Genomic DNA, 24,551 nt, shown 5'->3' with positions numbered 1-24,551 from the left:
CCCCCCCTCTCCCCCCCCCCCCCCCGTTCCCCCCCCCTCTCCATCTCCCCCCCCGGGCCCCTTCGGCGTCGCTCACCTGGCCGCGTAGTCGATCCGCTCCGCGTCGAACGGCCAGACCTCGGCGAACCAGCGCGTGACCGTGTCGTACACGGTCTTGTCGAGCGGGATCCGGTCCCCGCGCACCCAGGAAGTGACGTGCACGCGCTCCGGGTCCTCCTTACCGGGGTAGATGTAGAGGCATCCGACGACCTCGCCCTCCCCGTCGCGCTCCCCCTCCAGGACGCTGTACGTGAATCCGCGCCGCTCGGCGAAGTCCCGTGCGTGGCGCACCAGGTCGGCAAGGTTGGCCTCGGGGCTCATCCCCTCCTCCGGAGGCCAGTTCCCCAGGAAGCCGGGTGTGGCGCGCACGTGCGCGATGCTCCCGCTCCAGGCGGCGAGGTCGCCCTCGTTGTGCTGCCGTCCGAGGGGCTCCAGCCGGAAGCCCTCCCCGACGAGCCGGACGGGCACCTCGAACACCTCGGCCGGCGGGACGAAGCTCTGCTGATCGCTACTCATGCGCCGACCCTACGCAGCTCCCTCCCCGGCGCCCACGGGATATCGGTCCGCCGCCAGCCGGAGCAACTCGTCGACCGGCCACTGGTCGTAGACGTGCTCCCCGTACTTGGCGGCCAGCACCCTCCCGTCCGGCCCGATCAGCAGGTCGGCGGGCAGCCCGAGCCGCCCGTTCGGCTGCCGCCGGGCGGGAAGCCGCTCCCGGCCCCGCGCCACCTCGGCGGCCGAGCGGGCGATGCCCCACAGCACCGGCCCCCAGGCGCGCGGGTCCAGCAGGGAGCGCGGGGAGGACTCGACGCCGAACTCCCGGTACAGCCGTTGCTCCGGGTCGGCGATCACGGCGAAGGGGAAGTCGGCGACGTGCGGGCGCAGTTCCTCCGCGGGGGAGTGGAAGAGCACGACCTCTCGGATCCCGGCGGCCTCGATCTCCGCGTGGCGCCGGACGACGGACCGGAGGTGGAGGTGGCAGACGGGGCAGCCGGCGAAGCGCCGGAACTGCAGATGGACGAGCCGCTCCGGGTCGGGCACGCGGACGGTACTTCCCCCGGCGGCTCCTCCCCCGACGGGCTGTCCCTTGGCGGCCCCTCCCTGGGCGGGTCCTCCCTCGGCGGGTCCTCCCTCGGCGGGTCCTCCCCCGACGGACGTGAGCCGGTGTACGGATACCACGGAACCGGTTTCGAGCATGGGAAACCCTCCCTCGACAGGCGTAAGCGTATGCCGTACGCCTACCTCTCCAGCGTAGGCGTATGCCGTACGCTGTCAACCGTCATGCCGCGCCCCCGCTCACACACCCCGGACCAACTGGCCGCCGCCGCCCTCGTCGTCATCGACCGCGACGGGCTCCCCGGCCTCTCCATGCGCGCCGTCGCCACCGAGCTCGGCACCAGCCCCATGGCCCTGTACCGCTACGTCCCGGGCCGCGAGGAACTCGAAGCGCTCGTCGTCGAACTCGTCCTCAGCGGCATCGACACCACCCCGCCGCCCCCGGGCCCCTGGTCCGGCCGGATCACCGTCCTGGCCCGCCGCCTGCGCGACACCATGGGCGCCCACCCGGCCACGCTGCCGCTCACCCTGACTCACCGGCACCGCTCGCCGAGCGGGCTGCGCTGGTCGGAAACGGTGCTCGGAGTCCTCACCGACGCCGGCATCGAGGCCGAGGAGCGGGTGCTCGCGCTGCGTGCCCTCATCGCCTACGTGACCGGCGCCACGCAGCTGGAGCACCTCGGGCCGCTGGCCGGACCCGGAACCACCGCCATCGCCGGACTCCCCCCGCAGGAGTTCCCGTACATGACGGCCACCGCCCGCGACGCCCGCTCGGTCACCCCGGAGCGGGAGTTCGAGGGCGGCCTGGAGCTGCTCCTGCGCGGCCTGGCATGATCCACCGGTGACCACCGCAGCCACCGCTCCCACCCCTGCCGCAGCCACCGCAGCCCCCGTACCTCCAGCCCGATACGTCCTATTCGACGTGGACGGCACCCTCGTCGACGCCGTCGCCAACCAGCGCCGGGTCTGGGCGACCTGGGCCGAACGCCACGGACTGGACCCGGACGCGGTGTACGCCGTGGCCCTGCGGACCCGCCCGATGGAAACCTTCGCGGCCGTGGCCCCGGACCGGGACCCGCACGCGTGCCTGGCCGCGCTGCACGAGCTGGAGGACGAGGACGTCCACTCCGGCACCTACTCCGCCTTCGACGGCGCGGCCGAGCTGCTGTCCGCCCTGCCCCCGGGGAGCTGGGGCCTGGTCACCTCCAACTACGCGCACCGGGTGCGCGGCCGCTTCGACCGCACCGGGCTGCCCGTCCCCGAGATCCTCGTGGACGCCGCCTGCGTGACCGAGGGCAAGCCCTCCGCGGTCCCGTACCTGCTGGGCGCGACCCTCCTCGGCGCCGACCCCGCCCACTGCCTGGTCGTCGAGGACGCCCCCTCGGGCGTCCGGTCGGGCCTCGCGGCGGGCATGACGGTCTGGACGGTCAACACCCCCGCCCCCCACCCCGAAGCCCACCGTCACTTCCCCACGCTGCGCGAGGCCGCCCCGGAGATCCTCGCCTTCACCGCCTCACCCGCCTGACCCGCCTGCCCGGCGCGACCGGCGCGACCGGCGCGCCCGTCCCCTGGACTCGGGCCCGGCCCCCGGGCTCGACAGGCCCCGGCCCCCGGGTCCGCCCATGGCGGCGCCCTCGCCGCGGCGCTGCGCGGCACCGTAGCGGCCAGAACCGCTCCACCCGCGGAGCGATACGGCAGACTGGAGGTTTGGCCACCCGCGTCCGGGTGGCCCTCCCCCGCAGGAAAGGGACACGCGCGTGAACGGGCCCCTCATCGTCCAGAGCGACAAGACGCTCCTCCTAGAGATCGACCACGAGCTCTCCGCGGCCGCGCGGCGCGCCATCGCGCCCTTCGCCGAGCTGGAGCGTGCTCCCGAGCACATCCACACGTACCGGATCACGCCGCTCGGGCTGTGGAACGCGCGGGCCGCCGGGCACGACGCCGAGCAGGTCGTGGACGCGCTCGTGGAGTTCTCCCGCTACCCCGTCCCGCACGCGCTGCTCGTCGACGTCGCCGAGACCATGGCCCGGTACGGCCGCCTCACCCTCTCCAAGCACCCCGTCCACGGACTGGTCCTGACCAGCACCGACCGGCCCGTGCTGGAGGAGATCCTGCGGTCCAAGCGGGTCGCCCCGCTGGTCGGCGCGCGGCTCGACGCCGACACCGTCGCCGTGCACCCCTCCGAGCGCGGGCAGATCAAGCAGACCCTGCTCAAGCTGGGCTGGCCCGCCGAGGACCTCGCCGGGTACGTGGACGGAGAAGCGCACCCGATCGAGCTCGACGAGACCGGCTGGGCGCTGCGCCCCTATCAGCAGCAGGCCGTCGAGGGCTTCTGGCACGGCGGCTCCGGCGTGGTCGTGCTGCCCTGCGGCGCCGGCAAGACGCTGGTCGGCGCCGGTGCGATGGCCAAGGCCAAGGCGACCACGCTGATCCTGGTCACGAACACCGTCTCCGCCCGCCAGTGGAAGCACGAGCTGATCAAGCGGACCTCGCTGACGGAGGAGGAGATCGGCGAGTACTCCGGTACGCGCAAGGAGATCCGGCCCGTCACGATCGCCACGTACCAGGTCCTGACGACGAAGCGGAAGGGCATCTACCCGCACCTGGAGCTCTTCGACTCCCGGGACTGGGGCCTGATCCTCTACGACGAGGTTCACCTGCTGCCGGCCCCGGTGTTCAAGTTCACCGCGGACCTCCAGGCGCGCCGCCGCCTCGGCCTGACCGCGACGCTGGTGCGCGAGGACGGCCGCGAGTCGGACGTGTTCTCGCTGATCGGCCCGAAGCGCTTCGACGCCCCGTGGAAGGAGATCGAGGCGCAGGGCTACATCGCGCCGGCGGACTGCGTCGAGGTCCGGGTGAACCTCACCGAGTCGGAGCGCCTCGCGTACGCGACCGCCGAGACGGAGGAGAAGTACCGCTTCTGTGCGACCACCGCCACCAAGCGGAAGGTCACCGAAGCACTGGTGCGCAAGCACGCGGGCGAGCAGACGCTGGTCATCGGGCAGTACATCGACCAGCTCGACGAGCTCGGCGAGCACCTGGACGCGCCCGTCATCAAGGGCGAGACCTCCAACGCGCAGCGCGAGAAGCTCTTCAACGCCTTCCGCGAGGGCGAGATCAGCGTGCTGGTCGTCTCGAAGGTCGCGAACTTCTCCATCGACCTGCCCGAGGCCACGGTCGCCATCCAGGTGTCCGGCACCTTCGGGTCCCGCCAGGAGGAAGCACAGCGCCTGGGCCGCGTCCTGCGCCCGAAGGCGGACGGCCACGAGGCGCGCTTCTACTCGGTCGTCGCGCGCGACACCATCGACCAGGACTTCGCGGCGCACCGCCAGCGCTTCCTGGCCGAACAGGGCTACGCCTACCGGATCATGGACGCCGACGAGCTGCTGGCCGGGGACTGACGGACGGGATGGCCGAGCACTACGCTGGTCGTATGACGCACCAGGAGATCTACGAGGTCCTCTTCACGGAGTCCGCGGGCCGCGATCGGGACCGGCTGGAACCCGTGCGCCGCGCCTCCTTCGACAAGGCGCTCGAAATCCTGGCCCGCGATCCGTACACGGAGCTGTCCCGGCCGATAGGAGCGGGCGAGCAGGACCGCGAGATCCGGCTCACCTCACAGATCGTGGCCGAGTACATGGTGTCGCGCGGGCGGCTGCTTCTCGTGGTGCTGCGGGTCTTCGACGACGCGGACATCCTGCTGCCCGAAGGGTGACCGGTGGCGCAGGGCGGCGGCGAGCAGGGCCGTGAGCAGGGGGGCGGCCCAGACCCACAGGTGGGGCCAGTCCAGCAGGAGCGAGCGGCCGCCCGGGGGCTGGTGCCGGGACCAGAACTCGGCGGAGGCCCCCGGGAGGACCAGCAGCCCGAGCAGGCCGCTGCCCGCGAAGGCGCCCAGCGCGGTCAGCCCGGCCCTGACCTGGCCGGTCAGCAGGAGGTACGGGATCAGCAGCGCCGGGGTCAGGGTGATCCCGGCGGCCGTGCCCAGCGCGAAGCCCTTGCCGAGGGCGCCGCGCGGCCGGTGCAGGTCCCACAGGACGGGGCAGGCCAGGGCCAGGGCGATCTGGCCGGACAGCGGGCTCTGGAACAGCGGCTCCAGCCACAGCCCGGCGACGGTGGCGGCCAGTACGGGACCGGGCCGGGCCCGCAGTCCCGCCAGCCGGCACGACAGCAGGATCAGCAGGGCGAACAGCCCGGCGCTGCCCCCCACCAGGACGGCCTTCAGTACGCCGGTCGGCAGCCAGGCGGCCGGGGCGAAGAGGATGGCCGCGAAGGGCGGATACGCGGCGGGCGGGCTCCACTCGGCGGCGGAGAGGCCGGGGGCGAGGGCGTCGGCCACCGGGATGCGCAGGGCGAGGCAGAGCACGCCGAGCACGAGCAGCGGGCCCGCGAGCAGCACGGCGGCGCGGGGCGACGGAGAGCGGCTGGGCTCGGAACTCCGGGTCACGGCGCGACCCTAGTGGATCAACGCTCCGGGACCCGAGCCGAGGCGTCCGGCCGCCCGCGCAGGCGGCAGCGGCGAGGCCGCGCAGAGCCTCCGGCGCCGCCACCGGGCTCCGGCGCGGCGCGGCGCCTCAGTGGCGTATGACGCCCGCGTCCTCGGAGTATTCACCGAGGACGACCACGCTCACGGCGGTGGCCGCGAAGACCTTGGCCGCGCGCAGGACGCTGCCGACGCTGTGGCGGGAGCGGGAGTCGGAAGTGGCGGTGGCGCCGCGAGGGCGGCGACCCTGGACCGGGGTGTAGGTTGCGGTGCTCATGTATCCATGGTCGGTTTTCGACCGGCTTGTCACATCGCCCTGAGGGCTGAACCTCCAGGTCTCCGGCCTCCTCCTCCCGGCCCATGCCTCCCCCTACGGGCTCTGTCCGAAGGAGGACACGGACCGAACACCCCCCGTACGGGGCCACCGCCCCGAAGGACTTTCGGCCCCCCTTTCCCTTCGCGTTATCCATTCGCGCAGCGCCGCCGCGATGGCTAGAATCTCCGCTCTTGCCGCCTCCCGCCGCGTCACCGGGAGCGCCGCCCGCCGCTCGGAAACCGGCGGGCCCGTCCGCCCGCATCACGCAGGTCCTCAGCAGATGGAGGCAGTTCCGTGCCCGCGCACGCCCACGTCACCGACCCCGACGCCGACCCTGACGCCGCCCCCGACTCCGACGCGGCCGCCACCGACCCCCTGGGTCGCGAGCGGGCCCACCTCGCCGCCTCCCGCTCCGCGCTCCGCGCGATGCGCGAGGACGTCGAGAACCTCGACATCCGCGACGTCACCGCGAACTGGGTCAACGCGATCGTCCTGCAGGCCCAGATCGACGACCGGATCAAGGCCCTCGCCGACCTCGCCCACACCCCCCTCTTCTTCGGCCGGCTCAACTACCTGCACGCGCCCGGCGCGGAGCTCGCCGAAGGCGCGGAGGGCGAGCAGTTCTACATCGGCCGCCGCCACGTCCACGACGCCGGCGGCGACCCCATGGTGATCGACTGGCGCGCGCCGGTCTCCCAGCCCTTCTACCGGGCCTCCAAGAACGACCCGCAGGACATCGGGCTGCGCCGCCGCTTCGGTTACACGGGCGGCGAACTGACCGCGTACGAGGACGAGCACCTCTCCGACCCCGCCGAGGCGGCGGCCGTCAGCAAGCTGCTCCAGCAGGAGATCGAGCGCCCGCGCGTCGGCCCCATGCGCGACATCGTGGCGACGATCCAGCCCGAGCAGGACGAGATCGTGCGTTCCGGCCTGTCCGGCTCCGTCTGCGTCCAGGGAGGCCCCGGCACCGGCAAGACGGCCGTCGGCCTGCACCGTGTCGCGTACCTCCTCTACGCGCACCGCGACCGCCTCGCCCGGACCGGCACCCTGGTCATCGGGCCGAACCGTTCCTTCCTGCACTACATCGAGCAGGTCCTGCCCGCCCTCGGTGAGCTGGAGGTCAAGCAGGCCACGGTCGACGACCTGGTCGCCCGCACGGACCTGGAGGTACGCGGCGCGGACGCCGCCGAAACCGCCGTGGTCAAGGGCGATGCCCGGATGGCGGAGGTCCTGCGCCGCGCGGTCCACTCGCACGTCTCGGAGCCGGTCGAACCGCTGATGGTGGTCCGCGGATCGCGCCGCTGGCGGGTGCCCGCGTACGAGATCGCCGAGATCGTCGCCGAACTCCAGAACCGGGACATCCGCTACGGAGCCGCCCGCGACGCCCTCCCGCAGCGGATCGCGCACGCGGTCCTCGTACGCATGGAGCAGGCGGGCGAGGCGCCCGACGACCGGGTCCAGGACGCGGTGGCGCGCAATCCCGCCGTGAAGGCAGTGGTCAAGGCGGTGTGGCCACTGGTCGAACCGGCCAAGCTGGTGCTGCGCCTCCTCTCCGACCCGGAGTTCCTCGCGGAGCACGCGGACGGGATCCTGTCGGCGCAGGAGCAGTCGCTGCTCCTCTGGTCCAAGCCGGCGCGCAGCGTGAAGTCGGTGAAGTGGTCGGCGGCGGACCTGGTGTTGATCGACGAGACGACGGACCTGGTGGAGCGCACGCACTCGCTCGGCCACGTCGTCATCGACGAGGCGCAGGACCTGTCCCCGATGCAGTACCGGGCGGTCGGCCGGCGCTGCACGACCGGCTCGGCGACGGTCCTCGGCGACCTCGCGCAGGGCACGACGCCGTGGGCGACGCGCAGTTGGGACGAGGCGCTGGGGCACCTGGGCAAGCCGGGCGCCGTACTGGAGGAACTGACGGCGGGCTTCCGCGTGCCGCGCGAGGTGATCGCCTACGCCTCGCGGCTGCTGCCGGCGATCTCGCCGGGCCTCTCCCCGGTCTCCTCGGTCCGCGAGACCCCGGGCTCGCTGATCATCTCCCCCGTCGACTCCCCCTCCGACCTCCCGGCGCAGGTGATCGCGGCCTGCCGGGCCTCGCTCGTGCACGAGGGGTCGATCGGGCTGATCGCGGCGGACGCGCGAATCGCGGAGCTCGGGGAGGCGCTGCTGGCTGCGGGCCTGCCCTACCTCTCGCCCGGCGAGGAGACGACCGCGCAGTCGCGGCTGACGCTGGTGCCGGCGTCGCTCGCGAAGGGTCTGGAGTACGACTACGTCGTACTGCACGAGCCCGCGGACGTGGTGGCGGGCGAGCCCGACGAACGTACGGGCCTGCGCCGCCTCTACGTCTGCCTCACCCGAGCCGTCTCGGGCCTGACCGTCCTCCACGCGAGCCCCCTGCCGGGCGCCCTGGCATAGCCCCGCGGGGCAAAGCCCCCGACCCGCCCTTCCACCGTTCCCAGGGCCAGCCCTGACCCGGTCCTCAAACGCCGGACGGGCTGGAAGGGGTTACCGGGCTGCGCCCGGACCCCCTGGGGCTCCGCCCCAGACCCCGGTCCTCAAACGCCGGACGGCTGAAATGGCGCGGGCGGTCTGAAAGTCCCGCCCCGGACGGGAGCGGGGGGCCAGGGCCGGGGACGGGGGCGGGGTGGGGTGTCGGCCTGGACGTAAAGCGTGATTTGTGGCGCAGGCACACCCCACGCCTTGTCGGAGTAGAGCAGAGGGCGCCTAAATCATGCAGTCCAGGCCGACACCCCACCCCGCCCCCGGCACCGGCCCCCACCCGCAGCGATCAGCTCAGCAACGCCCGCCAGGACTCCACCGCCGCCGCCGACACCGGCCGGTCCCACCCTGAAGGGCGGGCCGCGCCGCCGATGTGGAAGGCGTCGATGCCCGCCTCACGGAGCACCGGCAGGTGGGAGAGGGCCAAGCCGCCGCCCACCAGGATCCGCGGCTCGTAGCCGGGGGTACCCGCCTTCGCCGCCTCCGCCAGCAGCACCGGCAGGCCCTCGTCGACCCCGCCCGCCGCGCCCGCGGTCAGGTAGGTGTCGAGTCCGGGCAGGTCCGCGACCGCCTTGCGGAGCTGGTCGCGGTCCGCCGCCCGGTCGATCGCACGGTGGAACGTCCACCCGCAGCCGCCGAGCTCCGCCACGACCGCCTCGACGGCGGTGAGGTCGGGGCTCCCGTCGGGGTTCAGGAAGCCCAGGACGAACTCCTGCGCCCCCTCCGCGCGCAGCGCACGCGCCTCCTCCACCAGCCGTTCCACGTCCTGCGCGGAACCCGCCGAGAAGCCGTCCGCCTTCCGGAGCATCACGCGCAGCCGGATGTCGACCGCCGCCCGGATCGCCGCGAAGGTCTCGCGCGGCGGGGTGAGCCCGTCGGCGGCCATGTCGGTGACCAGCTCGAGTCGGTCCGCCCCACCGGCCTGGGCCGCGACCGCATCCTCCACGTCGAGGGCGATCACCTCCAGGAGCGCACGGTTGCTCATGTAATCCCATCCTTCGTCCCGCATTGGAAAATAGGTCTAGTCCAATGTCCAGAGTACGGGCCTCCGCCCACCCTTCACCAGCACAATCACGCCACCACCACAATGTGCGCATGACATCCGCCATGACGTCCGACACGCACCGCGAACAGAACCTCCGCGCCCGCTGGCACGCCACCACCGCCGCCGCCGGAGCCACCCCCGGCCTCGACCCCGCCCCCTACGCCGACCGCCTCCTCACCGCCTGGGCGGAGCCGCAGCGCAGGTATCACACGACCGCGCACCTGGCCGACGTACTCGCCCGCATCGACGTACTCACGGCGGAGGGGGAACGAGCGGACCGCTCCGCCGTAGAGCTGGCCGCCTGGTTCCACGACGCCGTCTACCGCCCCGACCGCTCCGAGAACGAGGAGCGCAGCGCCGCCCTCGCCGAGCGCGCCCTGCCCGAGCTCGGCATCGACGACGCCCGCACCGCCGAGGTGGCCCGCCTCGTCCGGCTCACGATCACCCACGACCCCGCGCCCGGCGACGCCAACGGCGAGCTGCTCTGCGACGCCGACCTGGGCGTCCTGGCGGGCACGGCGCAGGAGTACGCCGCCTACGCGGCAGCCGTCCGCGCCGAGTACGGCTTCGTCCCCGACGAGGCCTTCCGCGCCGGCCGGGCCGCCGTACTGCGCCAGCTGCTGGAGCTGCCCCGCCTCTTCCGCACCGCCTACGGGGCCGCGCACTGGGAGTCCCCGGCCCGCGCGAACCTGGCCGCGGAGCTCGCGGAGCTCGCGGCCCTCGGCGAGCCCTCCGAGTAGCCCGGGGAATGTGATCCCGTTCGTCGCTGTTGAGATGGTTCATGCCCGCCGCAGCCGAACGCACCCGCATGCCCGTCGCCGTCTACATCCTCGGCCTCTCCGTCTTCGCACTCGGTACCAGCGAGTTCATGCTCTCCGGGCTGCTGCCACCCATCGCCGAGGACATGGGCGTCACCATCCCCCAGGCGGGCCTGCTCATATCCGCCTTCGCCATCGGCATGGTCGTCGGAGCACCCCTGCTCGCGGTGGCCACGCTGCGACTGCCCCGACGCACCACGCTGCTCTCGCTGATCACCCTCTTCGGCCTCGGCCAGGTCGCGGGCGCGCTGGCCCCCTCGTACGAGCTGCTCTTCGCCTCCCGCATCGTCTCCGCGCTCGCCTGCGCCGGCTTCTGGGCGGTCGGCGCCGCCGTGGCCATCGCCATGGTCGAGCAGCACCAACGGGCCCGGGCCATGGCCGTCATGATCGGCGGACTGTCCATCGCCAACGTCCTCGGCGTCCCGGCCGGCGCGTTCCTCGGTGAGCACCTGGGCTGGCGCTCCGCGTTCTGGGCGGTCGGCGCGGCCTCCGCCGTCGCGCTGGTCGGCATCCTCGCGCTGATCCCCAAGATCCCGCTGCCCGCCGAGAAGCCGACGCTCGCGCGCGAGCTGCGCATCTACCGCGACCGCCAGGTGTGGCTGTCGATCGGCGTCACGGCGCTGGCCGCCGGCGGCGTCTTCTGCGCCTTCAGCTACCTGTCCCCGCTGCTCACGGACGTGGCCGGGCTCGATTCGAAGTGGGTCCCCTGGATCCTCGGCCTCTTCGGGATCGGTGCGCTGGTGGGCACCACGGTGGGCGGGCGGATCGCCGACGCGCACCTGTTCGGGGTGATGCTGTGGGGCATCACCGCCTCCACCGTCTTCCTCGCGGCTCTGGCCCTGCTGGCCTCCACGGCGGCGGCCGCGATCGCCCTGTCGTTCCTGATCGGCTTCTCGGCGTTCTTCACGGCCCCGGCGCTCAACGCCCGCATGTTCAACGTCGCGGGCGCCGCCCCGACCCTGGCCGGCGCGACCACCACGGCCGCCTTCAACCTCGGCAACACCGGCGGCCCCTGGCTCGGCGGCACCGTCATCGACGCCGGCTACGGCTTCTCCGCCACGGCCTGGGCCGGCGGCGCGATGACCGTCACCGCCATCGCCTTGGGCCTCGTAGCGCTACGCCTGGACCGCCGTACGGGGCCCCGCGCGGCCCGCCCGACCCGTGTGGTGGCCGGCTCGACCCCGTCCCGATCGGACGCGACCGAGAAAGTCTGAGGGCCCTGGCGGCCGGAGCTCAGCGGCAGAGTTCGAAGAGGTCTTCCTCGAAGGTCGAGAACTCCGCCTGTGCCCCGGCGACGATCTCGCGGGCCGGCCTGCGCGGGGTCGTCACGTGCCGCACGGCGAGCTCGGACAGGTCCGCGTCCGGGCGGGCTTCCCGGTCCGGGTACAGGGCCGCTTCGCAGGGCCCGAAGCCGTCCGCCAGCACCCACAGGAAGTCGGACAGGTTCCCGGCCACCACGCCGACCTCGCCCTCCGAGCCCATGAACACCACGGGCTGACGATCGAGGGGCTGCCCCGGACGGACGCACCAGACAGCGGCGAGGCCGCCGGAGCCGTCCTGGCCGAAGACCCGGTACGCGTCCCCGTCGAGCTCGTGGTTCCCCGTCCAGTGGCGCAGCCAGTCCGTGGTGTCCTCGGCGGACACGAACGCCTCGTCGGGCTCGAAGTCGACGCCCTCGCCCTCGTCCCCGTAGTCGAACTCGACCCGGGACACCTCGGTCAGGGCGGGCGGGAAGCGGCGGTCGTCACTGGCGGTCGTCTCTGTCACCCACGCAAGCTAACCAGCGCCACTGACAGCGCTCCCGCAGCCGACGTCCCTGCCGGCCCTGCCGGCCCTGCCGGCCCTGACAGCACGGGCAGCACGGGCAGCACGGGCAGCACGGGCAACGCCTACGCCGGTCGCCCCTTGGGTCGCCGCAGCCCGGCAGCCGTCAGGCGGCGGACCAGTTCCTTGCTGCCGATCTCCACCGCGCCCGCGCCCACCGCGTCCGCGTACCGGTGCTCCGGGACGTCGTAGTGGTCGCGTTCGAAGGCCTTCGGCGGGCAGCCGATCGATGCCGCGAAGGCGTGCAGTTCCTCGAACGAGGCGTCGCTGACCAGGTGCGACCACAGGCGGCCGTGGCCCGGCCAGTCGGGCGGGTCGATGTACACCGTCACCGGCGGCTCATTCGCCGAAGCCGGAACCGGAGCCGCCGCCCAGGACCGCTCCGAGGCCGCCCACCGGCGCCACCCGTACGCCGGCCTCCGAGCACACCCACATCGGGTCCGGTCCGAGCTCGGGCTCCACGTCCAGCGCGTGCGGCTCGCCGTGCCCGCAGACCGGGCACAGCGGCCAGCGGCCGTGCTTCTCCAGCAGTGCGTCCTTCACGTCCTGGGCGACGAGTCCGGCGAGGTAGTCGACGCCCTCCGGCCACTCCTCCACCCACCACCGGCGGTGGGTGACCGCGTCCTCGACGAGGGAGACGACATAGGCCTCGGCGACATCGCCCGCGACGAGATCGGCGAGTACGAGGGCGCGTGCGGCGTGCAGCGCCTGTTCAAGGGGGGTTGGGGGGGTCGCGTGGTCCATGGACACATTGTGGACCCGGATCGGCCCCGTGGCGAAGGTCCTCTTTCTCCGGTGACTTATGGCGTCTTGACGTTCCCACCCCTCTGAAAATAAGTTTCAAGGGTGAGCAAGAACGTGAAAGAAACCTTCAGCGGCGGGGCGGACGCAGCCGTCCCCGTTCCCGCCCCCGCCGCCCTGCGGGCCCGCGTCCGCAGCCTCGGCCCCTCGATGACCCGCTCCATGCAGGCCGTCGCCGAGGCCGTCGCCCAGGACCCCGCGGCCTGCGCCGCGCTCACCGTCAGCGACCTCGCCGCCCGCACCGGCACCAGCGAGGCCACCGTCGTCCGCACCGCCCGCCTCCTCGGCTACCCCGGCTACCGCGACCTGCGCCTCGCCCTCGCCGCGCTCGCCGCCCAGCAGGAGTCCGGCGCGGCCCCCGCCGTCACCGTGGACATAGCCGTCGACGACTCCCTTGCCGACGTGGTCGCCAAGTTGGCCCAGGAAGAGGCGCAGACCCTCGCCGACACCGCCGCCGGACTCGACGTCGCCGCCCTCGGCTCGGCCGTCACCGCCCTCGCGGGCGCCCGCCGCATCGAGATCTACGGCGTCGGCGCCTCCGGCCTCGTCGCCCAGGACCTCGCGCAGAAGCTGTCGCGCATCGGCCTGATCGCCACCGCGCACAACGACCCGCACCTGGCCGTCACCACCGCCGTGCTGCTGCGCCCCGGCGACGTGGCCGTCGCCATCACCCACTCCGGCGGCACCGGCGACGTCATCGAGCCCCTGCGGACCGCCTTCGAGCACGGCGCCACCACCCTCGCGCTCACGGCCCGCGCGGGCTCCCCCGTCGTCCACTACGCCGACCTCGTGCTGGCCACCTCCGCCGCCCGCGAGACCCAGCTGCGTCCGGCGGCCATGTCGAGCCGGACCAGCCAGCTCCTCGTCGTCGACTGCCTGTTCGTGGGCGTCGCCCAGCAGACCTACGAGACCGCGGCGCCCGCGCTCGCAGCCTCGTACGAGGCGCTCGCGCCCCGCCACCACACCCCCGTACCCACCGCCAAGCGGGGCAGCACCACCCGCTAGCAGCCAGTAGCCAGCAGCCAGTAGCCCAGGAGCCGAAGCCCATGACCGCGTACGCCGAACTCCGTGCCCAGCTCGCCACCTTGACCACCGAGGCCTTCCGCCCCGAACTGGCCGAGATCGACCGGCTGCCCACCCTGGAGATCGCCCGCCTGATGAACGCCGAGGACGCCACCGTCCCGGCCGCCGTCGCCGGCGAGCTGGAGACGATCGCCGCCGCCATCGACGGGATCGCCGAGCGGATGGCCCGCGGCGGCCGCCTGATCTACGCGGGGGCCGGCACCGCCGGCCGGATGGGCGTACTGGACGCCAGCGAGTGCCCGCCCACCTTCAACACCGATCCCTCCGAGGTCGTCGGCCTGATCGCGGGCGGCCCCTCCGCCATGGTCAAGGCCGTGGAAGGCGCCGAGGACTCCAAGGAACTGGCCGCCGAGGACCTGACCGCGCTGGCCCTGACCGCCGAGGACACCGTCATCGGGATCTCCGCCTCCGGCCGCACCCCGTACGCGATCGGCGCCGTCGAGTTCGCCCGCGGCCGCGGCGCGCTCACCGTCGGCCTGTCCTGCAACGCCGGCTCCGCGCTCGCCGCCGCCGCCGACCACGGCATCGAGGTCGTCGTCGGCCCCGAACTCCTCACCGGGTCCACCCGCCTGAAGGCCGGCACCGCGCAGAAGCTCGTCCTCAACCTCATCTCGACCCTCACGATGATCCGGCTCGGCAAGACGTACGGAAACCTGATGGTCGACATGCGCTCCTCCAACGAGAAGCTGCGCGCCCGCGCCCGCCGCATCGTCTCGCTGGCCACCGGCGCCCCCGACGCCGAGATCGAGGCCGCGCTCACCGCGTCCGACGGCGAGGTCAAGCAGGCCATCCTCGTCATCCTCGGCGGAGTCGACGGCCCCACGGCCGGCGAACTGCTCACCGCCTCCAAGGGCCACCTCCGGGCCGCCCTCACCCAGACCCCGCGATGACCCACCGCCGACCCACCCCTGCCACCCCCCGCTGACCCCCGCCGGCCCCCAGCAGCAAGGCGAACACCACGATGTCCTCTGACAAGAACCGCGCCACAGCCGCCGCGATCCTTCCCCTGGTCGGCGGTCCGGACAACATCCTCTCCATCGCGCACTGCATGACCCGCCTGCGGATCACCCTGCGCGACCGCTCCCTGGTCCAGGACGAGGCCCTCAAGGCCCTCCCCGCCGTGATGGGCGTCGTCGAGGACGACACCTACCAGATCGTGCTGGGACCGGGCACCGTCGCCCGCGTCACCCCCGAGTTCGAGGCCCTGGTCGCGGAAGGCCGATCGGCCGCCCCGGCGCCCGCTGCCCCCGCCACCCCCCACAACGTGACGGCCGACGAACTCGCCGCCCAGGGCGCGGCCATCAAGAGCGCCCAGAAGGCGAAGAACTCCACCCCCTTCAAGCTGTTCCTGCGCCGCATCGCGAACATCTTCGTCCCGCTGATCCCGGCCCTGATCGGCTGCGGCATCATCGCCGGCCTCAACGGCTTCCTGACCAACATGGGCTGGGTGCCGGCCGTGGTCCCCGCCCTCGCCGCGATGGCGAGCGGCTTCATGTCCCTGATCGCTGTCTTCGTCGGCTACAACACGGCCAAGGAGTTCGGCGGCACCGCCATCCTCGGCGGCGCGGTCGCCGCGATCATCGTCTTCCCGGGCGTAGCGAAGATCGACGCCTTCGGCCAGCAGCTCTCCCCCGGCCAGGGCGGCGTACTCGGCGCACTGGCCGCCGCAGTGCTCGCCGTCCAGGTGGAGAAGTGGTGCCGCAAGTGGGTCCCGGAAGCCCTCGACGTCCTGGTCACCCCCACCCTCACGGTGCTGATCTCCGGCCTCGTCACCATCTTCGGCCTGATGTTCGTCGCCGGTGAGGTCTCCAGCGCCATCGGCACCTTCGCCACCTGGCTGCTCGCCACCGGCGGGGCCTTCGCGGGCCTGGTCCTCGGCGGACTCTTCCTCCCGCTGGTGATGCTGGGCCTGCACCAGGCCCTGATCCCCATCCACACCACCCTGATCGAGCAGACCGGCTACACCGTCCTGCTCCCCATCCTCGCCATGGCGGGCGCGGGCCAGGTCGGCGCGGCCATCGCCGTCTACTACAAGCTCCCCCGCAACCGCTCGATCCGCACCACCATCAAGTCCGCCCTCCCGGCCGGCTTCCTGGGCGTGGGCGAACCCCTCATCTACGGCGTCTCCCTCCCCCTGGGCCGCCCCTTCATCACCGCCTGCATCGGCGGCGCCGCGGGCGGAGCCTTCGTAGGCCTCTTCAACCAACTCGGCACCGCCTTCGGCTCCACCGCCATCGGCCCCTCGGGCTGGGCGCTGTTCCCGCTGCTGGACGGCAAGTCGGGCATGGGGATGACCATCGCGATCTACGCGGGCGGCCTGGCCGTCGGCTACCTCGTGGGCTTCGCCGCCACCTACTTCTTCGGTTTCACCCGGCAGATGCTCACCGAGTTCAACGCCGCGCCGGACGCGGAGACCGCCCCAGCGACCGCTCCGACGGCTCCGGCGGCCGGACCCACCGACGCCTCCGACTCCGTACCCGTCCCCGTGGGCCGCTGACGGCAGGCCCCCACGTACGAAGGCTCCCGGCCGGTGTGGTCCACCGGGAGCCTTCATGCACTGCTGGTGTTCGGCTACCCGTCACATCACGGGCAGTTGGACGGTGCGGGCTTGCCCGCGAACCGGTCCGCGATCCAGCCCAGGTACTCCGGCTCCGCGACGTTGGGGATCGTCTGGTGCGTCGCCCCCTCGTACTTCGTGTACTCGACCGGCTTGCCGAACCGGCAGGCCCGCTTCACGTACTCGTCGGTGGAGTTCGGGTTGATGACCGTGTCGGCCGTGCCCTGCATCACCAGGACCGGCGCCACCGAGGCGACCAGGCCCGCCGTGTTCTCGCGGAAGCGCTGGTGCCAGACCTCCGGCACCACGCTCAGCGGCTGGAACAGCGTGTCCAGCTGCCCCGCGTTGCCCACGTTGTTCTGGATCACGTCGGCGAGGTGCTCGATGCACATCACCCCGTCACCGCGCAGCGCCTCCAGACCGGCCGGCTTCAGCACGTCCTCCGCCTTCAGCCCGGGGTAGGCCGCGAGGAAGCCCCGGTAGACGTTGACGCGCAGCGCCGCGTTGTGGGACGGCGAGGTGGGGGACGTCGGGCCGGGCAGGACCAGGCCGCGGAAGTCCGGCCCCAGGTTGGCGGCGGGCGCCAGCGCCGCGATGCCGACCAGGTTGGTCTCCGGGGTGTACGCCTTGTAGTTCTGGGCGATGAACGCCGCAGCGCCGCCGCCCTGCGACCAGCCCAGTACGGCCGCCTTGTTGTTCGCGTGGGCGTCCTTGATCTGGCGGGCCGCGCGGACCGAGTCCAGGACGTTGTTCGTCTCCGTGACGGCCACCGTGTACTGGTGCACGCCCGGGGTGCCCAGACCCTGGTAATCCGTACCGACGACGATGTCCCCGGAGTCGAGGAACTGCGTCAGCGCGGGCACGCCGACGTCGATGCCCCAGGGGCTGTCGTAGGTGTAGTAGCCGACCAGGTCGGTCGCCGGGTTCGGTACCGCGGAGGGCGCGCACTGGCGCGGGCCGCCCACGGTCCCGTGCGCCCAGGCCACCACGTTGCGGCCGCTGCGCGGCGCGGGGGCGTCGGGCCAGGCCACGATGCCCGAGACGGCGACGCGGGTACCGGTCTGCAGGGTCGAGAGGTAGAGGATCCGGCAGGCGCGCGCACCGTCGGGGGCGTCGACACGGCGCGCCCAGATCAGGTCGCCGTGGTCCCCCTCGGGCAGCGGCGACGGCGGGTCGTAGAACTTCTCGCCCTCCGGCCCGATCGGAACGCCCGGCGCGCACAGACCCTTGCCGCCCTTGCCGCCGTCCGGGTTCGTGCCCGCGGTCCCCGTCGCGGTCGCGGTCGTCCCGCCGCCCAGCGCGAGGATCGCGGCCACACCGGCCGCGGCGATCGCGGAAAGCCGTCGTCTCATCTCATCGTCCATTTCGCTCGGTCACTCGGTACCGGGACGTGAGACTAGGAAGAAAGGGATGAAATGTCGCTTACCGTGACGAAGTGTCCGTCGGTTGTTACGGTCACCGGGGGGAGCGGCCCCCAATGGCCGCACCCGGGCCCGGCCGGGCCCGTCCCGGCCACGCCGCGGGTGCGCCGCCGGCCCGATGATGATCCGATGACCGACTCGATACCGGCCGTCGTCCCGTCCGGCCACATGGCCTCGCTCACCCAGCCCTCGTACGACCTCCCCTGCGGGCTGCGCCTGCGCCCCTGGGAGCCCTACGACGCCCCCGCGCTCGTGGCCGCGTACGCCGATCCGGACATCCGCCACTGGAACCGCCCCGACCGGCTCACCGAGGAGCAGGCCGTCACCCGCATCGCCCGCTGGCGCGAACGCTGGCACACCGAAAGCTCGGCGATCTGGGCCCTGGCTCCCGCGGACGGCGGCTGCGCCGTCGGCGTGATCGCCCTCGCCGACATCGACCTGCGCGGCGGCAGCGGCGAGTTCATGTACTGGCTCCTCCCCGCCGGCCGCGGCGCCGGAGCCACCGCCGAAGGCCTGGCCGTCCTGACCCCGTGGGCGTTCGGGGAACTCGGCCTGCACCGCCTGTACATCACCCACTCCGTGGCCAACCCGGCCTCCTGCCGCGTCGCCACGACCTCCGGCTACCCCCTGGAGGGCACCATGCGCGGCGCCCTCCTCCACGCGGACGGCTGGCACGACGAACACCTCCACGCCCGCCTGAGCACGGACTGAGGGGCGAGCCATCACCCCATCGAGCGAACTGGCAGGCAATAACCTCCACCTTCGCGCATATGCCGAGAGCCTATGCGCATGTACATCTACGCCCCACACACCGAATACGGTGGTGGCATCGGAAGTAGCATGGGTGGCATGAGCGATGCCACCCAGAAGTACTCCATCTCGATGCCCCGCGACATCGCCGAGGCCGCTCGCGCCCGCAGCGGCCCGTCCGGCCTCTCCGCCTACGTCACCGCCGCAGTGGCCCGCCAGATCGAACGGGACAACCTGGCGGAGCTCGTCGCCGTGGCGGAGGCGGAGCACGGACCGATCACCGCGGAGGAGATCGACGCGACCCGGGAGGAATTCCGCCGCGCCCACGGAGGCCCGTCCGACAGCGACACCGAGCAGAAGGACGTCGCATGACGCCGAAGCCGACCAAGCCCGGAGGCACCCTCGTGCTGGACAGCGAGGGACTCGCAAAGGCGGTGCTGCGGGACCGCACGATCACCCGCTGGCTCGCCCTCGCCCTCGCGGACGACATGCGCGTCATCACCAGCACGGCCACCCTCGTCGAGGTGGTCCACCCGAAGATCAACATGCCGGCCCTCATGTGGGCGCTCTCCCGAGTGGTGGTCGAGCCCGTCACCGAGGAGATCGCCCACGCCGCCACGACCCTGCTCCGCGAGGCCGGCCTGCACGGGCACAAGTACGCCATCGACGCGATGCTGGCCGCCACCGCACTCGCGGCGCCCGGCCCCGTCACCGTCCTCACCTCCGACCCCGAGGACCTCACCGCGCTCTGCGGCACCCGCCTCGCCGCCGTGAAGGTCTAGAGGCCTTCACGTAGCCGGGGTCAAGACATCCCGGACGCGCCCGGAGGCCGGTAGCGGATCTGCTCGGCCTTGCGCAGGGCGTCCAGGGTGTCCTCGACGCTCAGCAGGACGGTCGTCTCGAACGAGCTGAGCGCGCCGCCCCCGCTGATCGCCAGGGCGACCGCGGCCATGGACACGTTGTCCGGGGCCTCCCAGAGGTTGTAGCCGTCGTGCGTGCCGAAGGCGTACCAGAAGCCGTGCAGCTTCCCGCCGACGGACTCGATGTACGACCGGGCGGCCTGTGCGCGGTCCTCGGGGTGGGCCGTCAGCCTGGCCCAGGTCTCCGGTGTGTAGCTGAACCTCGACAGATACAGCGGCATCGCGTCACCTTCTTTCGTCTTCGTTCGTCGCGTCGACGATGCCCAGGCCGGACGGCAGAAGGGGCGGACCGGATCGCCGCCGTACCCCGAACGGCCGGGGACGGCCACCGCCACGGCCCAACGCGGCTCAGCCCACCGGCGCCGGCGTGTGGATCCCGGTGGCTCCCGCCGTGAGGGCCCGGTGGGCTGCGGCCAGGCGCCGTACGGCCTCGGTGAGGCGGGCCGGCGGGAGCGTGTACGGCAGGCGGACATGGCGCTCGAACGCGCCGCCGACCCCGAACCGCGGCCCCGCCGCGATCGTCACCCCGTGGTCCGGCGCGACGGCCGCCAGCCGTGAGGCGACCGGCTCCGGGAAGCGCGCCCACAGCGTCACGCCGCCGGCCGCCCGCGGCGCGTGGACCTCGGGCAGGTGCTCGGCCAGCGTCCCCAGCAGGGCGTCCTGCTGCGCCCGCAGGTGGAGCAGGGCCTCGGGCCGCCGGGTCTGACCGCCGTTCAGAAGCACCGCAGTGGCCAGCTGTTCCACCACCGGGGTGCCGAGATCCGTCGCGGGGCGGGCCCGCGCGACGCGCTCGAGCAGCGCGGGCACGGCACGGATCCAGCCGATGCGCAGGCCGCCCCAGATGCTCTTGGACACCGAGCCGACGCTGATGGCGGTGGGGTGGTGCGCGGCGAAGGGTTCCTCGGTCGGATCCGGGTCCGCCGCCTCCAGCCGCAGGTCGGCCAGGGTCTCGTCGATGATCGTGGGGCAGGCCGGCCGCAGGCTCCGGCGCACGCTCGCGGACATGAACATCCCGGTGGGGTTGTGGAAGTCCGGGATCAGGTACGCCAATTGCGCGGACCGCGCCGCCGCGAGGAGCTGCGGCACGTCCCAGCCGGACGGCCCCACCGCCACCGGCAGCAGCCGGGCGCGCGCGTCGGTGAACGCCCTGATCGCGTGCGGATAGGTCGGGTGGTCGATCACCACCTTGTCCCGCGGCGACAGCAGCGTGCGCGCCAGCAGACCGATCGCGTGCTGCGCGCCGCTGGTGATCATGACGTGATCGGGTGAGGTCGGCAGCCCCCTGCGCCCGTACCAACCGGCGACCGCCTCGCGCAGTTCCGCAGTGCCGTACCGGTCGTACCCGTGCCGCTCGAAGTGCAGCGGCAGCCGCTCCAGCGCCGTCGCGAAAGCCGCGTGGAGGACCTCCGGGGGTGCGGGCGGCGCGGCGAAGGACAGGTCGATGCCCTCCGGCTCCGGCTCCGCGTCCGTACCGGCCCTCCGCCCGGCGGGCGCGTCCTCGTGCGGGAGCCGTACGGTCGCCCGCGCGCGCTCCCTCGTGGCCAGGTAGCCGTGGTCCACCAGCGTGCGGTACGCGGCCCCGACCGTGGTCCTGCTCGTACCGAGCGCGGTGGCCAGGTCACGTTCGCCCGGCAGCGCCGCCCCGAGGCAGAGCCGCCCGTCCAGGATCAGCAGCCGCAGCCGGTCGGAGAGCCGCCGGTGCGCCGGCCCGGGCCCCTCCTGCCAGGTCCCCACCATGCGACCGACGGCGTGCGCGCTGATCTTCATCGGACCAGCCTAAGCAATCTGGCTATGGAATCCGGGTCCAGATGCCCCCGAGGCTGAACCCATGCCCCACCCCGCACCCGCTCCCGCACCCGCCACCCACCCGCCCCGCAGGAACGCCTTCGCCCAGCTCCGAGCGGGCCGCACCGCACGCCGCCTCCCCCAACTCCTGCTCGGCCTGGCCGGCTACGGCGTCGCCGTCATGGTGCTCGTCGAGTCGGGCCTCGGCACGGCGAGCTGGAGCGTGCTCACCGACGGCACGGCCAAGAGCCTCGGCATCTCCTTCGGCTGGGCCACCAACCTGATCTCGCTCCTGGTGCTCCTCGCCTGGATCCCGCTGCGCGAGCTCCCCGGTCTCGGCACCGTCCTCAACGTCGCGATCGTCGGCTTCGCCGCCGACGCCACCGCCGCCGTGCTCCCCACCCCCCGGGGGACCGCCGCCGCGCTCGCGTACCTCGCCCTCGGCCTGGTCGCCCTCGGCTTCTTCGACGCGCTCTACCTCGGCGCGCAGTACGGCTCGGGCCCGCGCGACGGCATCATGACCGGCCTCGTCCGCCTCACCCGCCTGCCCGTCGCGACGGTGCGCACCGGCATCGAGGTCTCCGTGGCCGGCCTCGGCTGGCTGCTCGGCGGCACCCTCGGCCCGGGCACGGTACTCGTCGCCCTGTGCACGGGCCCCCTGGTCGGCTGGTTCCTCCCGCGCCTGACGGTCCGCCTCGCCGCTCCCTCAGGGGTGGGCCCGCTCGTGCAGGACGGCGGCGAGCCGTAGCGCGGTGTCCAGGTTGCAGCGCCCCAGATCGACCAGCGGCAGCCCGTACGACCCGGCCGCCGACACCCCGTCCACCCCGAGCGAGGGGAACACGACCCCTACGTCCGTCAGCGCGGCCTTCAACTGCCCGACAGCCTCCTCGGCCGCCGGCATTCGTTCCATCGGCGTGAGCTACAGCGGCGGTGACGGCGGCGACTGCCTGGAAGTCGCCGCCGGCCACCCCGACATCGTCCCCGTCCGCGACTCCAAGGTCCCCGACGGCCCCCACCTCACCTTCGGCGCCCCCGCCTGGGCCGCCTTCGTAGCGGCCCTCGCCTAGGCCGATTCAGCGACCCGAAGGGCTCCCCGGCCGGGCGGCAAGCCAGGCAGCGACCTGCTGCGCGTACTGACGGTCGACGTCGGGAGAGCGGTCGCGCGCGATGCGTTCCATGTGGCGCAGGATGTTCTCCGACCGGTGCGGGTGGTGCACGGCGAGCACGCCGACGCCGGTCTCACCCGTCGAGCAACTGACGAACACGCTGCCGTCCAGGGCCATCATGTCGAAGCCCGGGTGACCCGAGCGCACGCCGAGGAACCCCGACGCGGCGCCCCGGCCCATGATGTCCCAGCGGTCGAGGAGCCGGACCCGGGTCCAGAGCGCCGGCGCCCAGTTGCCGGAGTGCATGTGGTCCAGGGCGGCTCGGTGTGAACGGGTGCCCTGTGGGAGCTGCAGGAGGAACTCGCGCCGATGGTCGAACAGCCCCGAGGACGCCGCGAGGTCGTACCAGTCGGCATTGAGCCGTTCGACAAGCCGCGGGGTGTCATACCGGTGCGAGAAGCCATCGCTCACGTCCTCCGCACCGATTCCGTGGACGTGCGGCATCGTGCCCGGCGGCACCGCGTCCGGGAGTACCTGGAGGCCGGCCCTGCGGAGAGGCTGGTACACCTTGCGGTCGCGTTCCTGGACACCCATCGGCGCGCACTTTAGCAATGGCCGCCGCTAGGGCCGTTCCGCCGGCGGAGCCACCCGCGCGAAGTGACGGGCCGTCGGCACCATCGCCGCCGCCGCCGGTACGAGGAAGCAGGCGGCCGCGCAGACACCGAGGACCGGTGTGACGCCGAAGGCGTCGATGGCCGGGGCGATGAGGGCGAGGCCGACCGGGGCCAGGCCGTAGGAGACGAGGAAGTCCAGCGAGGAGACGCGGGCCAGCCGGTCCGGGGCGACTTCGCGCTGGGTGGCGGTGAACCAGGGCACGTTGAAGAGCTCGATCCCGATCCCGGCGACGGCGTAGGCGGCCACGACCACCCACGGGTGCACGGGCAGCATCAGGCTCAACGGGGCGAATCCGTACGCCGCCAGTCCCGCGAAGGCGGCCCAGCCCTGTGAGCGCGGCCGCCGGCGGGCGATGACCAGGGCTCCGCCGAGCGCGCCCACTATGTAGGCGGTCATGGCCGCCGCGAGCACCCATTCGCTGTCGTAGCGGTCCCGGCTGATCAGGGGCAGGGCGACGCTGGTGGCGGAGTAGCCGAGGGCGATGACCGCGACGAGGGCGGCCAGTCCGGCGAGGAACCAGGGGTGGCGGCGTGCCTCCCGTACGCCCTCCAGGAATTCTGTACGGAAACTCGCCCGCGGCGCGGTGACGGCAGTGGCGGCGACCCCCCGGCCCTTGCCCGGGACCAGCGCGGCGACCAGCCAGAGCAGGCCGATGCCGAGCAGCAGGGTCCCCACGTCGAGGAAGGCCGCGAGCAGCGCGGTCAGGGCGGGTCCGGCGAGCGTGGAACCCCGTACGGCCATGGTCATGGCGGCGTTGGCCTGCTGGCGCCGCCCGGGGTCGACGGTCTCGGCGGTGAGCGCCTGGAACGCCGGTCGGCAGGCGCCCTGTCCGGCTCCGGCGAGGGCTGCGGCGGCGGTCATCAGCAGGAGCGAGCGGCCCAGTCCGGCCGCGAGGAGGGGGGCTGCGACCGCCGCCGCGAGGGCCGACCAGAGGACGACCGCGCGCCGGGAGTGCCGGTCGGCCAGGACGCCGCCGACGGTGACGGCGGCGAGGAATCCGACCGTGCGCGCGGCGAGGACCAGGCCGAGGCCGGCGGCGCTCATGTCGCGGTGGAGGACGGCGAGCCCGAGGACGAAGGGCAGGGCCCAGGTCGCGAGTCCGGAGGCGGTGGTGCCCGCCCACAGGCGCAGGAACGGGACGTCGAGGAGGACCGAACGCACGGGCGTGTCAACGGTCTTGGGCGCCGGGGGCGCGGGTGGGGTCGCCACGGTGTGATTGCTCCTTGGGGGTGGAGTGGGGGCGCGGTGAACCGCCCCCGGGCTTCTTAATGAAAATGAATACCATTACAGTACCCTTCGAACGTGGCGGTCTTGCCCGGTGCACGACAACGCCCACCCGCGCTCACACCTACGCCCGCACCCGCACTCCCATCCGCCCTGCC

General features: G+C 73.1%; 29 protein-coding genes. 15 read left to right on the top strand and 14 right to left on the bottom strand.

The annotated features are described in order from the left end of the window. Nucleotides 1–72 precede the first annotated feature (72 nt). Complete coding sequence (locus tag ACFWBW_RS32950; RefSeq protein ID WP_385380459.1) at nucleotides 73–555, bottom strand: N-acetyltransferase; 483 nt, start codon at nucleotides 553–555, stop codon at nucleotides 73–75. Between the two features lie 9 nt (nucleotides 556–564). Beyond that, a complete protein-coding gene (locus ACFWBW_RS32945; RefSeq protein WP_385380456.1) occupies nucleotides 565–1,080 on the bottom strand; it encodes a peroxiredoxin-like family protein in 516 nt (171 codons plus the stop codon). Nucleotides 1,081–1,320: 240 nt separating this feature from the next. On the opposite strand from ACFWBW_RS32945, the gene ACFWBW_RS32940 reads away from it, so the two are divergent. The 4 genes from ACFWBW_RS32940 to ACFWBW_RS32925 all read left to right on the top strand — a co-directional run bounded on the left by ACFWBW_RS32940 (nucleotide 1,321) and on the right by ACFWBW_RS32925 (nucleotide 4,810). Then, nucleotides 1,321–1,929 carry a TetR/AcrR family transcriptional regulator gene (locus tag ACFWBW_RS32940; protein ID WP_385380453.1) on the top strand — a complete coding sequence of 203 codons (609 nt, stop codon included), beginning with the start codon at nucleotides 1,321–1,323 and terminating at the stop codon, nucleotides 1,927–1,929. Between the two features lie 7 nt (nucleotides 1,930–1,936). Beyond that, nucleotides 1,937–2,620, top strand: a complete 684-nt coding sequence (locus ACFWBW_RS32935) for an HAD-IA family hydrolase (protein WP_385380450.1) — start codon at nucleotides 1,937–1,939, stop codon at nucleotides 2,618–2,620. Nucleotides 2,621–2,852: 232 nt separating this feature from the next. Further along, nucleotides 2,853–4,496, top strand: coding sequence for a DNA repair helicase XPB (locus ACFWBW_RS32930; protein ID WP_327253467.1), 1,644 nt, complete (start codon nucleotides 2,853–2,855; stop codon nucleotides 4,494–4,496). Nucleotides 4,497–4,528: 32 nt separating this feature from the next. Then, nucleotides 4,529–4,810, top strand: a complete 282-nt coding sequence (locus ACFWBW_RS32925; RefSeq protein ID WP_351595494.1) for a hypothetical protein — start codon at nucleotides 4,529–4,531, stop codon at nucleotides 4,808–4,810. On the opposite strand, the gene ACFWBW_RS32920 is transcribed toward ACFWBW_RS32925, so the two are convergent. Continuing rightward, a complete protein-coding gene (locus ACFWBW_RS32920) occupies nucleotides 4,712–5,539 on the bottom strand; it encodes a glycosyltransferase family 87 protein (protein ID WP_385380446.1) in 828 nt (275 codons plus the stop codon). The two genes, ACFWBW_RS32925 and ACFWBW_RS32920, sit on opposite strands and share 99 nt — an antisense overlap. A gap of 127 nt (nucleotides 5,540–5,666) precedes the next feature. After that, a complete protein-coding gene (locus ACFWBW_RS32915) occupies nucleotides 5,667–5,852 on the bottom strand; it encodes a hypothetical protein (RefSeq protein WP_385380443.1) in 186 nt (61 codons plus the stop codon). Nucleotides 5,853–6,185: 333 nt separating this feature from the next. Here ACFWBW_RS32915 and ACFWBW_RS32910 point away from each other — a divergent pair, with 333 nt between their 5' ends. Beyond that, nucleotides 6,186–8,300, top strand: coding sequence for a HelD family protein (locus tag ACFWBW_RS32910; protein ID WP_385380440.1), 2,115 nt, complete (start codon nucleotides 6,186–6,188; stop codon nucleotides 8,298–8,300). A 373-nt stretch (nucleotides 8,301–8,673) separates the two neighbouring features. Here the strand turns inward: ACFWBW_RS32910 and ACFWBW_RS32905 are convergent, their stop codons facing one another. After that, nucleotides 8,674–9,369, bottom strand: a complete 696-nt coding sequence (locus tag ACFWBW_RS32905) for a copper homeostasis protein CutC (RefSeq protein WP_385380437.1) — start codon at nucleotides 9,367–9,369, stop codon at nucleotides 8,674–8,676. 110 nt (nucleotides 9,370–9,479) lie between these two features. Between ACFWBW_RS32905 and ACFWBW_RS32900 the strand changes: the two genes are divergently transcribed. Both ACFWBW_RS32900 and ACFWBW_RS32895 read left to right on the top strand, forming a co-directional pair. Next, entirely contained in the window at nucleotides 9,480–10,169 is a 690-nt protein-coding gene (locus ACFWBW_RS32900) for a hypothetical protein (protein WP_385380434.1), read from the top strand. Nucleotides 10,170–10,237: 68 nt separating this feature from the next. Then, on the top strand, nucleotides 10,238–11,461 hold the full coding sequence (locus tag ACFWBW_RS32895) for a Cmx/CmrA family chloramphenicol efflux MFS transporter (protein ID WP_385380479.1): 1,224 nt from the start codon (nucleotides 10,238–10,240) through the stop codon (nucleotides 11,459–11,461). 19 nt (nucleotides 11,462–11,480) lie between these two features. Here ACFWBW_RS32895 and ACFWBW_RS32890 read toward each other — a convergent pair whose 3' ends face one another. The 3 genes from ACFWBW_RS32890 to ACFWBW_RS32880 all read right to left on the bottom strand — a co-directional run bounded on the left by ACFWBW_RS32890 (nucleotide 11,481) and on the right by ACFWBW_RS32880 (nucleotide 12,815). Next, nucleotides 11,481–12,014 carry an SMI1/KNR4 family protein gene (locus ACFWBW_RS32890; RefSeq protein WP_385380431.1) on the bottom strand — a complete coding sequence of 178 codons (534 nt, stop codon included), beginning with the start codon at nucleotides 12,012–12,014 and terminating at the stop codon, nucleotides 11,481–11,483. Nucleotides 12,015–12,136: 122 nt separating this feature from the next. Next, the gene (locus ACFWBW_RS32885) at nucleotides 12,137–12,403 is read right to left on the bottom strand and encodes a DUF4031 domain-containing protein (protein WP_266907469.1); all 267 of its coding nucleotides are present in this window, start codon (nucleotides 12,401–12,403) and stop codon (nucleotides 12,137–12,139) included. Between the two features lie 7 nt (nucleotides 12,404–12,410). Further along, nucleotides 12,411–12,815 (bottom strand): hypothetical protein, encoded by a 405-nt coding sequence (locus ACFWBW_RS32880; protein ID WP_385380428.1) that lies wholly within the window; start codon nucleotides 12,813–12,815, stop codon nucleotides 12,411–12,413. A 102-nt stretch (nucleotides 12,816–12,917) separates the two neighbouring features. Between ACFWBW_RS32880 and ACFWBW_RS32875 the strand changes: the two genes are divergently transcribed. From ACFWBW_RS32875 to ACFWBW_RS32865, 3 genes are all read left to right on the top strand, one after another. After that, a complete protein-coding gene (locus tag ACFWBW_RS32875) occupies nucleotides 12,918–13,877 on the top strand; it encodes a MurR/RpiR family transcriptional regulator (protein WP_385380425.1) in 960 nt (319 codons plus the stop codon). A gap of 41 nt (nucleotides 13,878–13,918) precedes the next feature. After that, the gene (murQ, locus tag ACFWBW_RS32870; RefSeq protein ID WP_385380422.1) at nucleotides 13,919–14,845 is read left to right on the top strand and encodes an N-acetylmuramic acid 6-phosphate etherase; all 927 of its coding nucleotides are present in this window, start codon (nucleotides 13,919–13,921) and stop codon (nucleotides 14,843–14,845) included. 71 nt (nucleotides 14,846–14,916) lie between these two features. Continuing rightward, complete coding sequence (locus ACFWBW_RS32865) at nucleotides 14,917–16,452, top strand: PTS transporter subunit EIIC (protein ID WP_385380419.1); 1,536 nt, start codon at nucleotides 14,917–14,919, stop codon at nucleotides 16,450–16,452. Between the two features lie 86 nt (nucleotides 16,453–16,538). Here the strand turns inward: ACFWBW_RS32865 and ACFWBW_RS32860 are convergent, their stop codons facing one another. Next, complete coding sequence (locus tag ACFWBW_RS32860) at nucleotides 16,539–17,864, bottom strand: lipase family protein (protein ID WP_385380416.1); 1,326 nt, start codon at nucleotides 17,862–17,864, stop codon at nucleotides 16,539–16,541. Between the two features lie 198 nt (nucleotides 17,865–18,062). On the opposite strand from ACFWBW_RS32860, the gene ACFWBW_RS32855 reads away from it, so the two are divergent. The 3 genes from ACFWBW_RS32855 to ACFWBW_RS32845 all read left to right on the top strand — a co-directional run bounded on the left by ACFWBW_RS32855 (nucleotide 18,063) and on the right by ACFWBW_RS32845 (nucleotide 19,465). Then, nucleotides 18,063–18,644, top strand: a complete 582-nt coding sequence (locus tag ACFWBW_RS32855) for a GNAT family N-acetyltransferase (protein WP_385380413.1) — start codon at nucleotides 18,063–18,065, stop codon at nucleotides 18,642–18,644. Between the two features lie 138 nt (nucleotides 18,645–18,782). Further along, nucleotides 18,783–19,055 (top strand): CopG family transcriptional regulator, encoded by a 273-nt coding sequence (locus ACFWBW_RS32850; protein ID WP_385380410.1) that lies wholly within the window; start codon nucleotides 18,783–18,785, stop codon nucleotides 19,053–19,055. Continuing rightward, nucleotides 19,052–19,465, top strand: coding sequence for a PIN domain-containing protein (locus ACFWBW_RS32845; RefSeq protein WP_385380407.1), 414 nt, complete (start codon nucleotides 19,052–19,054; stop codon nucleotides 19,463–19,465). Before ACFWBW_RS32850 ends, ACFWBW_RS32845 begins: the two co-directional genes overlap by 4 nt. Before the next feature lie 20 nt (nucleotides 19,466–19,485). Here the strand turns inward: ACFWBW_RS32845 and ACFWBW_RS32840 are convergent, their stop codons facing one another. Together ACFWBW_RS32840 and ACFWBW_RS32835 are read right to left on the bottom strand one after the other, a co-directional pair. Beyond that, complete coding sequence (locus ACFWBW_RS32840) at nucleotides 19,486–19,824, bottom strand: GYD domain-containing protein (RefSeq protein WP_385380404.1); 339 nt, start codon at nucleotides 19,822–19,824, stop codon at nucleotides 19,486–19,488. A gap of 127 nt (nucleotides 19,825–19,951) precedes the next feature. Further along, nucleotides 19,952–21,370, bottom strand: a complete 1,419-nt coding sequence (locus ACFWBW_RS32835) for a PLP-dependent aminotransferase family protein (RefSeq protein WP_385380401.1) — start codon at nucleotides 21,368–21,370, stop codon at nucleotides 19,952–19,954. A 61-nt stretch (nucleotides 21,371–21,431) separates the two neighbouring features. On the opposite strand from ACFWBW_RS32835, the gene ACFWBW_RS32830 reads away from it, so the two are divergent. Continuing rightward, nucleotides 21,432–22,136, top strand: a complete 705-nt coding sequence (locus tag ACFWBW_RS32830; RefSeq protein WP_385380398.1) for a YitT family protein — start codon at nucleotides 21,432–21,434, stop codon at nucleotides 22,134–22,136. Here the strand turns inward: ACFWBW_RS32830 and ACFWBW_RS32825 are convergent. Further along, on the bottom strand, nucleotides 22,095–22,298 hold the full coding sequence (locus ACFWBW_RS32825) for a hypothetical protein (RefSeq protein ID WP_385380394.1): 204 nt from the start codon (nucleotides 22,296–22,298) through the stop codon (nucleotides 22,095–22,097). The genes ACFWBW_RS32830 and ACFWBW_RS32825 overlap by 42 nt on opposite strands. A gap of 4 nt (nucleotides 22,299–22,302) precedes the next feature. On the opposite strand from ACFWBW_RS32825, the gene ACFWBW_RS32820 reads away from it, so the two are divergent. Further along, nucleotides 22,303–22,455 (top strand): DUF397 domain-containing protein, encoded by a 153-nt coding sequence (locus ACFWBW_RS32820; RefSeq protein ID WP_385380391.1) that lies wholly within the window; start codon nucleotides 22,303–22,305, stop codon nucleotides 22,453–22,455. A gap of 6 nt (nucleotides 22,456–22,461) precedes the next feature. Here the strand turns inward: ACFWBW_RS32820 and ACFWBW_RS32815 are convergent, their stop codons facing one another. Further along, on the bottom strand, nucleotides 22,462–23,088 hold the full coding sequence (locus ACFWBW_RS32815) for a hypothetical protein (protein WP_385380388.1): 627 nt from the start codon (nucleotides 23,086–23,088) through the stop codon (nucleotides 22,462–22,464). A 27-nt stretch (nucleotides 23,089–23,115) separates the two neighbouring features. Then, entirely contained in the window at nucleotides 23,116–24,378 is a 1,263-nt protein-coding gene (locus tag ACFWBW_RS32810; RefSeq protein WP_385380385.1) for an MFS transporter, read from the bottom strand. Between the last annotated feature and the right edge of the window lie 173 nt (nucleotides 24,379–24,551).

It is taken from the genome of Streptomyces sp. NPDC059957, from assembly GCF_042730015.1.
Classification (GTDB): domain Bacteria; phylum Actinomycetota; class Actinomycetes; order Streptomycetales; family Streptomycetaceae; genus Streptomyces.
This window is presented reverse-complemented; position numbering and strand designations above follow the sequence as displayed.

Excerpts from the sequence above, each read along its gene's own strand:
- ACFWBW_RS32950 (WP_385380459.1), bottom strand. The coding sequence starts at position 555 with ATGAGTAGCGATCAGCAGAGCTTCGTCCCGCCGGCCGAGGTGTTCGAG.
- ACFWBW_RS32940 (WP_385380453.1), top strand. The coding sequence starts at position 1,321 with ATGCCGCGCCCCCGCTCACACACCCCGGACCAACTGGCCGCCGCCGCC.
- ACFWBW_RS32925 (WP_351595494.1), top strand. The coding sequence starts at position 4,529 with ATGACGCACCAGGAGATCTACGAGGTCCTCTTCACGGAGTCCGCGGGC.
- ACFWBW_RS32915 (WP_385380443.1), bottom strand. The coding sequence starts at position 5,852 with ATGAGCACCGCAACCTACACCCCGGTCCAGGGTCGCCGCCCTCGCGGC.
- ACFWBW_RS32905 (WP_385380437.1), bottom strand. The coding sequence starts at position 9,369 with ATGAGCAACCGTGCGCTCCTGGAGGTGATCGCCCTCGACGTGGAGGAT.
- ACFWBW_RS32900 (WP_385380434.1), top strand. The coding sequence starts at position 9,480 with ATGACATCCGCCATGACGTCCGACACGCACCGCGAACAGAACCTCCGC.
- ACFWBW_RS32895 (WP_385380479.1), top strand. The coding sequence starts at position 10,238 with ATGCCCGTCGCCGTCTACATCCTCGGCCTCTCCGTCTTCGCACTCGGT.
- ACFWBW_RS32880 (WP_385380428.1), bottom strand. The coding sequence starts at position 12,815 with ATGGACCACGCGACCCCCCCAACCCCCCTTGAACAGGCGCTGCACGCC.
- murQ (WP_385380422.1), top strand. The coding sequence starts at position 13,919 with ATGACCGCGTACGCCGAACTCCGTGCCCAGCTCGCCACCTTGACCACC.
- ACFWBW_RS32865 (WP_385380419.1), top strand. The coding sequence starts at position 14,917 with ATGTCCTCTGACAAGAACCGCGCCACAGCCGCCGCGATCCTTCCCCTG.
- ACFWBW_RS32860 (WP_385380416.1), bottom strand. The coding sequence starts at position 17,864 with ATGAGACGACGGCTTTCCGCGATCGCCGCGGCCGGTGTGGCCGCGATC.
- ACFWBW_RS32855 (WP_385380413.1), top strand. The coding sequence starts at position 18,063 with ATGACCGACTCGATACCGGCCGTCGTCCCGTCCGGCCACATGGCCTCG.
- ACFWBW_RS32850 (WP_385380410.1), top strand. The coding sequence starts at position 18,783 with ATGAGCGATGCCACCCAGAAGTACTCCATCTCGATGCCCCGCGACATC.
- ACFWBW_RS32845 (WP_385380407.1), top strand. The coding sequence starts at position 19,052 with ATGACGCCGAAGCCGACCAAGCCCGGAGGCACCCTCGTGCTGGACAGC.
- ACFWBW_RS32840 (WP_385380404.1), bottom strand. The coding sequence starts at position 19,824 with ATGCCGCTGTATCTGTCGAGGTTCAGCTACACACCGGAGACCTGGGCC.
- ACFWBW_RS32835 (WP_385380401.1), bottom strand. The coding sequence starts at position 21,370 with ATGAAGATCAGCGCGCACGCCGTCGGTCGCATGGTGGGGACCTGGCAG.
- ACFWBW_RS32830 (WP_385380398.1), top strand. The coding sequence starts at position 21,432 with ATGCCCCACCCCGCACCCGCTCCCGCACCCGCCACCCACCCGCCCCGC.
- ACFWBW_RS32825 (WP_385380394.1), bottom strand. The coding sequence starts at position 22,298 with ATGGAACGAATGCCGGCGGCCGAGGAGGCTGTCGGGCAGTTGAAGGCC.
- ACFWBW_RS32815 (WP_385380388.1), bottom strand. The coding sequence starts at position 23,088 with ATGGGTGTCCAGGAACGCGACCGCAAGGTGTACCAGCCTCTCCGCAGG.